11 protein-coding genes and 2 pseudogenes are annotated in these 13,045 nt (G+C 57.3%); 11 read left to right on the top strand and 2 right to left on the bottom strand.

What is annotated here, in order from left to right; translation table 11 throughout:
• The first annotated feature begins 52 nt into the window (after positions 1–52).
• The 10 genes and pseudogenes from ACZ9BB_RS07585 (at position 53) to ACZ9BB_RS07540 (ending at position 8,989) form a co-directional block, all read left to right on the top strand.
• The gene (locus ACZ9BB_RS07585) at positions 53–919 is read left to right on the top strand and encodes a transporter (RefSeq protein WP_476213212.1); all 867 of its coding nucleotides are present in this window, start codon (positions 53–55) and stop codon (positions 917–919) included.
• Positions 920–1,079: 160 nt separating this feature from the next.
• Positions 1,080–1,604 (top strand): group I truncated hemoglobin, encoded by a 525-nt coding sequence (locus ACZ9BB_RS07580; RefSeq protein WP_476213211.1) that lies wholly within the window; start codon positions 1,080–1,082, stop codon positions 1,602–1,604.
• 305 nt (positions 1,605–1,909) lie between these two features.
• Positions 1,910–3,424 carry an amidase gene (locus tag ACZ9BB_RS07575; RefSeq protein WP_476213210.1) on the top strand — a complete coding sequence of 505 codons (1,515 nt, stop codon included), beginning with the start codon at positions 1,910–1,912 and terminating at the stop codon, positions 3,422–3,424.
• A gap of 76 nt (positions 3,425–3,500) precedes the next feature.
• Positions 3,501–4,133: a nitrile hydratase subunit alpha gene (gene nthA, locus ACZ9BB_RS07570; protein ID WP_476213209.1), complete on the top strand. Its 633-nt coding sequence runs from the start codon at positions 3,501–3,503 to the stop codon at positions 4,131–4,133.
• 19 nt (positions 4,134–4,152) lie between these two features.
• Positions 4,153–4,806: a nitrile hydratase subunit beta gene (gene nthB, locus ACZ9BB_RS07565; RefSeq protein WP_476213208.1), complete on the top strand. Its 654-nt coding sequence runs from the start codon at positions 4,153–4,155 to the stop codon at positions 4,804–4,806.
• An 8-nt stretch (positions 4,807–4,814) separates the two neighbouring features.
• Positions 4,815–5,243 (top strand): nitrile hydratase accessory protein, encoded by a 429-nt coding sequence (locus ACZ9BB_RS07560; protein WP_476213207.1) that lies wholly within the window; start codon positions 4,815–4,817, stop codon positions 5,241–5,243.
• Between the two features lie 59 nt (positions 5,244–5,302).
• Positions 5,303–5,980, top strand: a complete 678-nt coding sequence (locus tag ACZ9BB_RS07555; protein WP_476213206.1) for an energy-coupling factor ABC transporter permease — start codon at positions 5,303–5,305, stop codon at positions 5,978–5,980.
• A gap of 109 nt (positions 5,981–6,089) precedes the next feature.
• A pseudogene (locus ACZ9BB_RS07550) lies at positions 6,090–7,913 on the top strand (acetyl/propionyl/methylcrotonyl-CoA carboxylase subunit alpha); the annotation flags it as partial.
• A pseudogene (locus ACZ9BB_RS07545) lies at positions 7,910–8,616 on the top strand (hydroxymethylglutaryl-CoA lyase); the annotation flags it as partial. The pseudogenes ACZ9BB_RS07550 and ACZ9BB_RS07545, both read left to right, overlap by 4 nt.
• On the top strand, positions 8,606–8,989 hold the full coding sequence (locus tag ACZ9BB_RS07540) for a winged helix-turn-helix transcriptional regulator (protein ID WP_476213205.1): 384 nt from the start codon (positions 8,606–8,608) through the stop codon (positions 8,987–8,989). The pseudogene ACZ9BB_RS07545 and the gene ACZ9BB_RS07540, both read left to right, overlap by 11 nt.
• Before the next feature lie 18 nt (positions 8,990–9,007).
• Here ACZ9BB_RS07540 and ACZ9BB_RS07535 read toward each other — a convergent pair whose 3' ends face one another.
• On the bottom strand, positions 9,008–11,212 hold the full coding sequence (locus ACZ9BB_RS07535) for a TonB-dependent siderophore receptor (RefSeq protein WP_476213204.1): 2,205 nt from the start codon (positions 11,210–11,212) through the stop codon (positions 9,008–9,010).
• Between the two features lie 412 nt (positions 11,213–11,624).
• Positions 11,625–12,482: an AraC family transcriptional regulator gene (locus ACZ9BB_RS07530; protein ID WP_476213203.1), complete on the bottom strand. Its 858-nt coding sequence runs from the start codon at positions 12,480–12,482 to the stop codon at positions 11,625–11,627.
• 151 nt (positions 12,483–12,633) lie between these two features.
• Here ACZ9BB_RS07530 and ACZ9BB_RS07525 point away from each other — a divergent pair, with 151 nt between their 5' ends.
• Positions 12,634–13,026 (top strand): hypothetical protein, encoded by a 393-nt coding sequence (locus ACZ9BB_RS07525; RefSeq protein ID WP_476213202.1) that lies wholly within the window; start codon positions 12,634–12,636, stop codon positions 13,024–13,026.
• Positions 13,027–13,045: the final 19 nt, after the last annotated feature.

Raw genomic sequence — 13,045 nt, 5'->3', positions numbered from 1 at the left:
GCCTGATGGGCGCTAGCGGGGCACTTTTTGCCCGAAAAAAGGATCTTCGATCATGAAACGGTTCCGCTACCTGTCGCTTGCAGCCCTCCTCCCCAGCCTTTCCTCCCACGCTCTCGAAGTGGATCCTGGCGATTACGAGCCGCTCCCCGTGGGGGCGACCATCGGCGTCGTCTACTACCAGCACGCCACCACGGACAGTGCCTATGCCCAGGGTCACAAGACCAGTTCCGATTTCAACCTGACTTCCGATGTCGGCATTCTGCGTCTGCTGCACGTCTACCAGTTGAGCGAGCGACTGACCATCGAGCCTCAATTCCTATTGCCCTTCGGTCATGTCTCAGGCGGTGGTGACGCTTCTGCTTTAGGCGACGCCAGCGGCCTCGGCGACCTCATTCTCACTGCGCCGCTCAAGTACCGCCTCAACGACGCCAACGACACCCTCGGTGCGACCGCTTACTTGTACGTGCCGACTGGCGACTATGACAAAGACGACGCGCTCAACCTTGGCGAGAACCGTTGGAAGCTTGATCTCCAGGCCGCTTACGTCAAGCACTTCACGGAGAAGTGGGCCATCGACCTCGTCGGTGACGCCATCTGGTACGGAGACAACAACGACTTCGGCGCCAGCTCCGCCCGCCGGGAGCAGGACGTTTCCTATGGCGCTCAGTTAATGGGGCGCTACATGCCCGACGAGACCACGGCGCTGGCTATCGGCTTCGGCCACAGTTGGGGCGGGGAAAACCAGATCGATGGTGTCAACCAGGACGACAGGATGGAAACCACCAACTTCCGTGTCACGGCCAGGAAGTTTTTCACCGCCAAGGACCAACTCCAAGTGCAACTTGGACGCGACCTTGCGGTGGAGAACGGCCCCAAAGAGGACTTTCGCATGAACCTGCGCTACGTCAGGGTTTTTTAGACCCGCCCGTCTCTATCAGCCGTTGTCCTTATCAACCAAGCGTGTGCCCAACGACGAATTCAACTTGGCTCCATCGCAAGACTTCGCAGCCCGTACCAATCGTGCCAACGCGACAGTTGGCTAATGAGATGCCTCTCACCCGAAACGGAGTAACCAGACAATGACCGACCAGCAACCCACCATGGAACAACAACCCTCCCTCTATACCCGTCTTGGCGGCTATGACGCTATCTATCAGTTCGCAGGCGCAGTGTTGAGAAAGACAATGGGACATCCCGCCATCGGGCACATCTGGGCCCATATGTCGGAATCGACGTTCCAAAAGGAACACATCAATTTTGTCGATTTCCTTTCCGAGCACTGGGGTGGAAGCGCCAAATACAGGGGTAGAGACATGGTCACCGCGCATCGCGGGATGGGCCTGACCGAGGTGCACTGGCAAGCGGTGCTCGATTGTCTCGAGGCGTGCTACGACGACTACGGTCTGGCCCCGGATCTGCGCAAAGAGGTCAATGACTTCCTCATCAAGTTCAAACCGGCGGTGATCGGGAGCCCCTCCTATCGGGACGTCGTACTCGCACACCCGGAAATGGACCCGGCCAAAGGAATGAAGAGCGTTGGGGTTTTCTGGCCGAAACCCGGGAAGTCATCTCAGAAACAGACCACGCCCGAATCCGAAAACTAACACGCTCGTCAAAAACCGGAGCCACACCAATGGGGCGTATCCATAGGGTGCCCTTCATGCTGCAGAGCGCTCGCTCTGGCAGCTGACGGCTATCGTGGTGTGGCTATAAAAACACGGGCACTCGCGTCCCGCTCAACCAAGCGAATGTCCTCCTCAACCAAGCACCGCTCAATGTGCGGAGATAGTTTGATACCAGCCCCGGCCACGGCCCGCCAATCGTGCACACCGTGCCCGGGCATCCCCGAGATGACGTTTGAACAGACATTGCCAGCCCCTACGGGTTGGCACAGGACAAAGGACACCCCATGGCCATCATCCGCCCGACTCTCGAACAAGTGCAGGATCTCGCCAGCCGCCTGCACATACAGCTGACACCCGAGCAAGCCAGCGAATACCTGGCGCTTATGCAATCCAGTTTCGATGCCTACGATCTCGTCGATGAGTTGCCAGACTTCATCCCTCCAGTGCGCTACGAGCGCAGTGCTGGTTACCGCCCTTCAAGCACGGATAATCCGCTCAACGCCTGGTACTACAGAACCGAGGTGATGGGCGCCAGTTCGGGCAAGCTTGCTGGCAAGACGGTCGCGCTCAAGGACAATATCTCTCTGGCCGGTGTCCCGATGATGAACGGCGCCGCACCACTGGAGGGTTTCGTACCGTCGTTTGACGCCACCGTGGTGACGCGTTTGCTCGACGCAGGAGCGACGATCCTCGGCAAAGCCACCTGTGAACATTACTGCCTCTCCGGTGGTAGCCATACCTCGGACCCCGCGCCTGTGCACAACCCTTTTCGCCATGGTTACACGACGGGCGGTTCGTCTTCGGGCAGCGCGGCGCTTGTGGCGACGGGCGCGGTCGATCTGGCTATCGGTGGCGACCAAGGCGGTTCCATCCGCATTCCTGCCGCATGGTGCGGTATTTATGGAATGAAACCTACCTGGGGTCTAGTGCCTTACACCGGGGTGATGGCGATCGAGTCCACTTTCGATCATGTCGGCCCCATGACGAGCAACGTACGCGATAACGCTCTCATGCTTGAAGTGATGGCCGGAGCCGACGGGCTCGACCCTCGCCAGACCGCTCCCGAGGTCGATGCCTATAGCGATTATCTGGAACGAGGCGTGACCGGACTCCGGATCGGGGTTCTCCAGGAAGGCTTCCAACTCGCTAACCAGGATCCACGTATCGCAGAAAAGGTGCGCAGCGCTATCGCCCGACTCGAGGCGTTGGGCGCGCGGGTCGAGGAGGTCTCGGTTCCCGAACACACCCTGGCGGGATCGTTGTGGAGCCCTATCGGTTGTGAAGGCCTGACCATGCAAATGATGCACGGCAATGGCGCGGGTTTTAACTGGAAGGGGCTGTACGACGTGGGCCTGTTGGACAAACAGGTCGGTTGGCGCGATCAGGCGAACGCATTGTCCCCGTCACTCAAGCTTTGCATGTTCGTGGGTCAGTTCGGTCTGGAGCGCTACAACGGTCGCTACTACGCCAAGGCCCAGAACATTGCGCGCTTTGCCCGAGCTGCCTATGACAAGGCGTTGAACACCTATGACCTGCTCGTCATGCCGACCGTGCCAATCACCGCTCAGCCGCTCCCTGAACCGGGCTCTTCAATCACCGAGACCGTCACTCGTGCGTTGGAGATGCTAGGCAATACGGCCGCTCAGGACATTACCGGGCACCCCGCCATGTCGATCCCTTGTGGCCTGGTGGACGGACTGCCCGTGGGGCTGATGTTTGTCGGAAGACATTATGCCGAAGGCACCCTCTATCAAGCCGCAGCCGCATTCGAGGCCTCTGTCGATTGGCGGACGTTGTAAACCTGCGCATCGCATTGGCGAGCAAACACCGGCAAGTCGCACTGAAAGTGATTATCAACTTCAGAGGAACCAATACATGAGCCCTACCCACGAACATCATCACGATCACGATCACACCGAGCCCCCCGAGGCCATCGCCCTGCGTGTCAAGGCGCTCGAGTCCCTGTTGATAGAAAAGGGCTTGGTCGACCCGACCTCCATGGATGCTCTGGTGGACACTTACCAGCACAAGGTCGGCCCGCGCAATGGCGCTCAGGTGGTCGCCAAGGCCTGGTTCGATCCTGATTACAAACATCGGCTGCTGGAAGATGCCACCGCGGCCATTGCCGAACTGGGTTTTTCCGGCGTGCAGGGCGAAGACATGGTGGTGGTGGAGAACACCGCGACCGTGCACAACGTGACGGTCTGCACGCTGTGCTCCTGCTACCCCTGGCCGACCCTGGGTCTGCCACCCGTCTGGTACAAATCCGCGCCCTATCGGTCACGGATAGTCATCGATCCGCGCAGCGTGCTGGCCGAATTCGGTTTGATTATTCCCAATGACAAGGAAGTCCGCGTCTGGGACAGCAGTGCTGAGTTGCGCTACCTGGTACTGCCGGAACGTCCGGCCGGTACGGACGGCTGGAGCGAGGAACGACTGGTCGAGCTGGTGACGCGTGACGCCATGATCGGCACCGGCCTGCCCAAGACGCCGGGCGACGAAGCCTGACCCCGAGAAGGAGAAAACCATGAACGGTGTACACGACTTAGGCGGTATGCACGGTTTCGGCCCAGTGCTCACCGAGGAAAATGAACCGATCTTCCATCACGACTGGGAGCGCAGGGTCTTTCCGCTGTTCGCCTCGCTCTTCGCCGGCGGACACTTCAATGTCGACGAATTCCGACACGCCATTGAACGCATGGAACCGGCTGAATACTTGCAGTCCAGTTACTACGAGCATTGGCTGCATGCCTTCGAGAACCTACTGCTGGAAAAAGGCGTGATCAGCACTGCCGAACTGCAGGGCACGGCCAAACCAACCCCACCGGCACAGCCCGTCACGGTTTTAACACCGGACATCGTCGAGGCCGTAGTGCTCGGCGGCGCCTCTTCCCGGGCAAAGGAACCCGTCCCCGGCCGCTTCCGGGTCGGTGACCGGGTGCGGACGAAGAACCTCAACCCAACCACCCACACCCGACTGCCGCGCTACGCGCGCGGCAAGGTCGGGACCATCGAGATTGCACACGGCGCGTTTGCCACCCCAGACACGATGGCCCACGGTCTAGGCGAACAGCCCCAACAGGTCTATGCCGTTCGCTTCAGTGCTACGGAACTGTGGGGAGTGGCGCGAGCGGACAGTGTTTGCATTGATCTGTGGGACAACTATCTGGAGGCCGTATGAGCGCAAGCATGCCTCACATCCCCCCCATAGCCGGTCTGTCTCTCGACAATGAAGGCCCGGTATTCGACAAACCTTGGCAGGCCCAGGCTTTTTCCCTGCTGCTACACCTGCACCAAATCGGTCTATTCCCCTGGAAGGACTGGGTGCAGGTATTCAGCGACGAGATCAAGGCGAGCCCGGCGCAACCCGGAGAAAGCGTCAACGACACTTACTACCGGCAGTGGATTGCAGCCATGGAAAGCATGGTCACCACACTCGGTTTAACCGGTATCGAAGACATCACCCAACGCACCGAGGAATGGCAGCAAGCTTACTTGAACACCCCCCATGGACAACCGGTCACGCTGCTCAACGCGAGTTGCCCACCGCCCCATGGACACGAGCACGAACACCTGCCACGGCGCGAGCCGGTAGCGATCAGCCGTGCCGCAAACTGAGGCCGCAGTCATCCGATTTTTTACTTTCGAGGTCGTGAAGCGGCCAAGGGGCAATCGTCATGCATATCGAACCTAATCTGGTGGAAGCTGGAAAAATCTGGCTGAGCTATGTCACTGCCGCAGGTGTCGGCGCCTACACCCTCAAACTCGCTGCGCAAGCCATCGGTGAGCGTGGTGTCTTTTCGCTGCTGGCTCGCACTGTCACTGCCACGGCCCTGGTATTCAGCTTCTTCGAGCTACTGCCGCACTATCCAGTCGGTGTTTCCGAGGTGCATCTCATCCTGGGGTCAACGCTGTTTCTGCTGCTTGGCGCCGCACCTGCGGCAGCGGGTCTCGCCCTGGGACTGCTGATCCAGAGTCTGTTCTTCGCTCCATTCGACCTGCCGCAATACGGTATGAACGTCACGACTCTTCTGGTGCCGCTGTTCGCAGTCGCCGCCCTGGCGAAACGCATCATCGCGCCAGACACGCCGTATGTGGAGCTGAGCTACAGACAAGCTCTGGGGCTGTCGACCGCCTTCCAGGCGGGCATTGTCGCCTGGGTTGCGTTCTGGGCCTTCTACGGACAAGGCTTCACAGCCGAAAACGCCATGTCAATTCTGACCTTCGGCAGTGCCTACATGACCGTCGTCACCCTCGAACCGCTGCTGGACCTGGCCGTGCTGGCCGGTGCCAAGGCAACCCATCGCCTGCGTGGTAGCACGCTGCTCGAGCGCCGACTGTACCAGGCCGCCTGAGTCGACTTACTCCAGTCCAGGTCGGACTGTCCCCGGGCATTCGAAGACCGTAATGCTCGGGGCATCAAGAGCAACATCACCCCGCAACCTCGTGAGCAAAACCAGAGGTTACAGCGATATCGATCGCACCGCTCGGCACGTTCGAGAAGCGGATATTGCCATCAGTCTCGGTGGAACCAAGCCCAGCGAAAGCTATTTGCTCGCGGAAAAAATCATTGCGGCCGCCAAGGCCAGCGGCGCGGACGCCGTGCATCCCGGCTATGGTTTTCTCTCGGAAAACGCCTCGTTTGCCCATCAATTGGAAGCAGCGGGCCTGATTTTCCTCGGCCCACCTGCCAGCGCTATCGAAGCCATGGGCAGCAAGTCCGCAGCCAAGGCATTGATGGAAAAAGCCGGTGTTCCGTTAGTGCCCGGCTATCACGGCGAAGCGCAAGACCTGGAAACCTTTCGCGCTGCCGCAGAGCACATCGGCTACCCCGTTTTACTGAAAGCCACCGCCGGTGGTGGTGGCAAAGGCATGAAAGTTGTCGAGCGGGAGAACGATCTGCACGAGGCGCTCAGTTCTGCTCAACGCGAAGCGCAAGCCGCATTCGGCGACTCGCGGATGCTGGTGGAAAAATATGTGCTAAAACCCCGTCATGTGGAAATTCAGGTGTTCGCCGACCAACACGGCAACTGCCTTTACCTGAACGAGCGTGATTGCTCCATTCAACGGCGTCATCAAAAAGTCGTTGAGGAAGCACCTGCGCCTGGTCTATCACGCGAGCTGCGGCGCGCCATGGGAGAGTCCGCCGTTCAGGCCGCGAAAGCCATCGGCTACGTGGGGGCAGGCACTGTCGAATTCCTGCTCGATGCCCGCGGGGAATTCTTCTTTATGGAGATGAATACCCGTCTGCAAGTGGAACACCCAGTAACCGAGGCCATTACCGGTCTCGACCTGGTCGCCTGGCAGATCCGGGTAGCACGTGGCGAGCCTCTGCCGATCACCCAGGATGAAGTGCCGCTTCAGGGGCATGCCATCGAAGTACGCCTGTATGCAGAGGATCCTGAAGGCGGCTTTTTACCCGCCAGTGGCCATCTCGATTTGTACCGTGAGCCGGCTGGCGGCCCGGGGCGCAGGGTAGACAGCGGCGTCGCCGAAGGAGATGAAGTCTCGCCGTTCTATGACCCAATGGTGGCCAAGCTGATCGCCTGGGGCGAAAACCGTGAGGAGGCGCGCCAACGACTGCTGGCCATGCTCAAGGAAACGGCGGTCGGTGGTTTCAAAACCAACCTGGCCTTTCTCGCCCGCATCATTGGGCACCCGGCCTTCGCAGCGGCGGAGCTGGATACTGGTTTCATTTCTCGTCACGAGGCGGATCTGCTACCCGAGCAAGAGCCGCTACCGGACGACTTTTGGCGCGCGGCAGCCACCGCATTTGTCATCAGCGATGGCGAGCGCATGCGGCATGATGACCCCTACTCCCCCTGGAGTGGTCGCACAGGTTGGCGTACAGGTCTGCCCAATGAAATCGCGCTGACACTGCGCAGTGGTGAGACCACCTGCCCACTGAAGCTAGCGACAACCGATGATGCATCTGCCCTTCTTCAGCGCCAGACGTTTTACCGCAAAGGTGATGTTCTCTATCTGAAGTGGAACGGTGTATTGCATACGGTTCGCCAGGTGGACCCTATTGCTCATGCAGGTGCGGCTCAGTCGGGACATGGTGGCGGCCTAACGGCCCCCATGAATGGCAGCATCGTACGCATCCTGGTAGAGGCAGGTCAGCAGGTCGAGGCTGGCGCACCGCTGGTGGTACTGGAGGCCATGAAGATGGAGCATAGTATTCGCGCCCCCCACAATGGCGTGGTCCAAGCCATTTACTGCAGTGAAGGCGAGCTAATCAGCGAGGGCGTTGCCCTGGTCGAACTGGAAAAGGAGACCCCGCCATGAGCCTGCCATCGAGCGTTCGCTTGGTGGAGGTCGGGCCGCGTGACGGCTTGCAAAACGAGAAGCAGCCGATTGGGGTAAACGACAAGATTCACCTGATCAACCAACTCTCCGCCTCGGGACTCGGCTATATCGAGGAGGGGAGCTTTGTTTCCCCCCAGTGGGTACCGCAAATGGCTGGCAGTGCCGAGTCTTTGTAGGTATTGAACAGCGCGACGGCGTCATCTATGCAGCGCTGACTCCCAACCTCAAAGGACTCGAAGGCGCCATAGCAGCGGGCGTCAAAGAGATAGCCGTTTTCGCCGCCGCTTCCGAAGCGTTTTCCCAGCGCAATATCAACTCCTCGATAGCGCAAAGCATCCAGCGTTTCGTTCCGGTCCTGGAGCTGGCCAAGGCCCAGGGTATTAACGTGCGAGGCTATGTCTCCTGCGTACTCGGTTGCCCCTACGAAGGCGCAATTGCGCCGGAACAGGTCGCGGCGGTAGCCCGAGAGCTCTACACCATGGGCTGCTATGAGATGTCCCTGGGGGACACCATCGGCGTAGGCACCCCGGGCCAAAGCCGTCGACTGATCGATACCGTGGCTGAAGAGGTTCCACGCGACAAACTGGCCGGTCATTTCCATGACACCTATGGCCAGGCATTGGCCAATATCTACGCCAGCTTGCTGGAAGGCATCAGTGTAGGAAACTTCGATGCTGGAATTAAAGCCGCAATGTTTTTCGTCGGAGTGCCCAAGCCGGGCGCTGTTCGACCAAATCGCTGATAAGTGGTCAATGATGGTTCTGGCGGTGCTTGATGACGGGCCGCATCGTTTTAACGCCATCAGACGTCGCCTGGAGGGCGTCACCCAGAAGGCACTTACACAGTGCCTGCGGCGGTTGGAACGAAATGGTCTCGTCTCGCGCCAGATCATTTCGTTCTCGCCCGTAGCAGTGCAGTATGAGATCACCCCACTGGGGCGAACACTTCAGCAGCCATTTCGCGAATTGCATAAATGGACGCTCGACAAATTGCCTGAGGTTGAAGCGGCCCGGTCGAAATTTGACGAGGCCGCGGAGTTTAAGCTGATGGAGTGATTCGGTTAGCCGCGCAAGCTACAATTTATAGTTCAATGTCATCAGTGCATGACGCGGCGCCCCATAACTGACAGTGTCGAAATCCCCTTTCTGCGTTGCATATTTTTTATCGAACACATTATTAACATTGATTGACACGTCCATATTCCTTGTCAGCTCATAGCGCGCCATCAGTGACGTCAACGCATAGGGATCTTGTTCCGCCACCCTTGTGCTGGTACTGCTGCTTAAGAAGCGGCTTTGCCATCTGACGCCTCCGCCCAAGGTCAACTTTTCCAACATGCCAGGTAATTTGTATGTAGTGAACATCTGAGCGGTAGTGCGCGGTACCTGTGCGTTCAGCCTGGCGTCGTTGCCATCCTTGGCTGTGAAAGCGGCGACGCCAGCGTAGATGTTCCAATTGGGAGCCACTTCACCCTGCAGGTCAAACTCAATCCCGCGGGATTTGCTGCCATCAACACCTTTGTAAGCCTGCGCACCGCCTGGCGTAAGAAGACTTCCATCCGGTTGTGCAGCATTGTCCAGTTCGGTGTCAAACAATGCGACAGACGCACTCAGTCGCCCCTCCAGGTATTCAGCCTTGAGACCAATCTCTTTCGTCTTGCCTTCAGTCGGCGTGAGGACATTGCCGTTGCTGTCTCGGAACGATGTTTGCGGATTAAATATGCCGGTATAACTGATATATACGGAATACGTACTGTCGATGTCGTATATCAGACCAGCATAAGGCGTGAATTCATTGCTCTTCTTATAACTAAACGGTGTCCCGCCCGCGGCCTCGTCGATCTCGTACCGACTGAACCGCCCGCCGACAATCAATTTCAATGGGTCGGCCAATGAAAATCTCGCTGTGCTATAGAAGCCGCGCTGCTTAACCTCGGTATTGGTCGGTATAGACGCCATTGCATCAAAGTTGGGCTTGGGGAAACGATTATTCCAATTGTAGATATTGCCCGGCGTGAACCCTACAAAAAAGGGGCTGACATCGTCTTTATTCGAGGTATACCGAGAACTCATACCGCCCACTACCAGATCATGTTGGCGCCCCATCAAATCGAAGGGACCGCTCGCCATCACATCAAAGGTGGTTTGACGGCTTTTACCTTCGCCGGCCAAAGCAACCGGATAAGCGCCATCAGGAAAAGTGCCTAATCCAGTATCCTGGTCGGGTGTACCAGAACTCCCCATTAGCTGGGTGTCATACTCTGTACGGTACTGATTCACGACACCGTGGACTTTCCAGTCGTTATCAAACCGGTGTTCTAGTTCGGCAAAAGCGCTCTGCCGGGTACTGTCCCAGCTGTTCCAGTCCTCTGCCACAGATTTAGAACGCGACCACTCTGCCTCTGAACCATTGCTGAACCATAGAGGAGTACCGCCCCAAGTCGGTCGCTTAGGGGAACTGTTCTGATAGTCGTACCCTATATCCAAGGTGGTGTCTTCGGTGATATCTGCCTCAATGATCCCGTAGAAAGCTTGCTTTTGTGTTTGGTAACCATCGATGTAGGAGTGACCATCGTTATTGACCCCTACCATACGAACTCGGATACGACCGTCGGTTGTCAACGGTACGGAAATATCCCCCATCTCTCGGAAATTGTCCCAAGACCCCGCACTGATAGAAGTGGAGGCCGAGAACTCTGGCGTTGGTCTTTTGCGCACCAAGTTGATCGCAGCTGACGGATTACCCGTGCCGGTGAGCAGCCCGTTAGCCCCGCGCACAATTTCGACACGGTCGTAAAATGCAGTTTCCAGATCACTGATACCACTACCGTTGATGACATCGCCGATGACGGCCGGTATACCATCATACTGGATGTTGTCGATCAGAAAACCTCGGGAATAAAAACTCGTGCGTTGGCTATCTGATTGATAAGACGAGATGCCGGTCGTGTTCTCCAGTACCCCCTGAACTGAATCCAGCTTTTGATCGTCCATGCGCTGACGCGTTACCACGGAAACTGATTGCGGCGTCTCCCGCAGCGTCAACGGCAAGCGAGTTGCGGCCGTGGTCTGGCCGGTGGTGTAAAGTCCTGTCCCTTCCGTCGTGGTGGCATCGGGTGTTCCCGTCCCGCTTATCGTCATCGATGGGAGAATCATCACACGTTGAGACTGAGTGCTCTCATCGGCTTCGACAGTGTCCTGCGCCATTGCGCAACTCGAACTGCCTAAAAACATAAGCAGCGCCGCAGCAACCGGGCTTGCCACCAGACGCTCAGGCACGCAAGGGCGCCTCTCACCGCAGTGAGTCAACGAACTCCACATCAGCCATTCCTTATCAAAGAAAAAAAAACAGACAGCGGCCGACCGTCGAGAGACGGATTTGAGAGAGGGCCGACAACTCAACCGGCGCCAGGCCGGAGAACAGAAGTGACAAATCAACCTCAAGTGAAATTGATTTGCATTCGTTGTTGCGCAATCTAGCAACAAGCAACCATTGCCAGATATCGAAGGATGGCCAGATTGTTTTTCAGTTCAGCCAATGTCAGCGATTGATCGTCTCCAGCCGGAATGAGAAAGCTGCAAAACTTTTCGCAATGTAGAAATAAGCGGCAAGACCTTCCCGGTGGCAGCTTATTGCTGAGTCGTCCTGCTGCCAGGATTGATTAGGTTCGGATAGATTGGCAGCGAGCCATCACACGCCGTCAGGAAACAGGATTGACGGCACGGGCAATGATTCACCTGCGACAAGAGCGCTGGCTGAGCGGGCAGAGAGATATTGCACTGGTGGTTTGCCCACGGTTTTGCGGAACATCGTGATAAAGCCACTGGGTCCCTCATAACCGAGCTCCAATGCAACCGATTGAACGCTCTCTCCCTTGGTCATGCGTTGCAGTGACAGAATCACATGCAATTGCCGACGCCAACGTCCAAAACTCATCCCTATTTCCTGCAGCAAAAGCCGACTCATGCTGCGCTCACTCATGCCAATGCGCGTCGCCCAATCGTGCACCGAAATCTTGACCGCGGGGTCGGCCAAGAGCATTTCAGCGAGCCTGCGCAGGCGCATGTCGCGGGGCATCGGCAAATGCAGGTCCTGTACGGGGGCTGCCGACAATTCGTCCAACAATGTTGCGATCAGACGGTCTTCGCGCGCGACATTGACAGCGTCTCCCGAGAAGCTCGCCGCCTTCAGCAGCAACTCACGCAACAGCGGTGATACGCCAATCGTGCAGCAGCTTCGCGGAAGATCCGGGGCGGCATCAGGTTCAACAAACAGGCAATAACATTCTGTTTCTCCAGAGCCACGTGTCGCATGTGACAAACCACCGGGTATCCATACGGCACATTGCGGTGGAACGATCCAGACACCCTCTTCTATTTCACAATTGAGGATGCCGCGCACGGAGTAAAGCAGCTGCGCCTTACGATGTTGATGGCGGGCTTGCTCCCAATCCTTGCTCACCATCGAAGCGCTGAGGGCAACGACGGGCCGCGAAATGCTATCGACGTCCCATACGGTCACCGTGTTTTTATTAGCAGTGTTCGCCATAGCAGGTGTGCGCCCCACGCAAAGCCAAAAATAGTTTGGCTGATTCGAACAATATTGTGGCCAGCCTGTGCAATTAAGCCGGCTCGCTTCAGGGTATCCTGAAACCGCAGGACATCACAGAGGCTTGGCAACTCGTCGAAGGACTATAGAAATGCGTATAGACGCCACACAATTTCCGTTCGTTTGGTTGCAAAAAACCACACCGGGCACTAGTCAGGAAGAGTCACTTGCAGAGTTCGAAGCCTTGCTTGCTCGCAATGACCCCTTCGTCCTCCTGAACAGCGAAGGTCTAGATAAGGAGGAACCGGAACATTCACCAGACGAAAAGAAACAAATAGCGCTGTGGATGAAACGCCATAAGAGCGAACTCAAAAGTTATGTCAAAGCCTCGATTCATATCGAATCAAGTCTTACCAAACGCTTAGCAGGCAAAGCGTTCGCAGTTATGTATGAAAAATTTTGGGGCTATCCCATGCTCATGACAGCTACTGAAGATGAAGCCTTGGCGCTGGCGCAGAAATTATTGAAACCTACAGAAAAATAGCGGCGCACCTGTACGCCGC

The organism is Pseudomonas sp. TE3552, from assembly GCF_056278945.1.
Note: the sequence above shows the minus strand (reverse complement) of the source record. Positions and strands in the feature narration are given on the sequence as shown.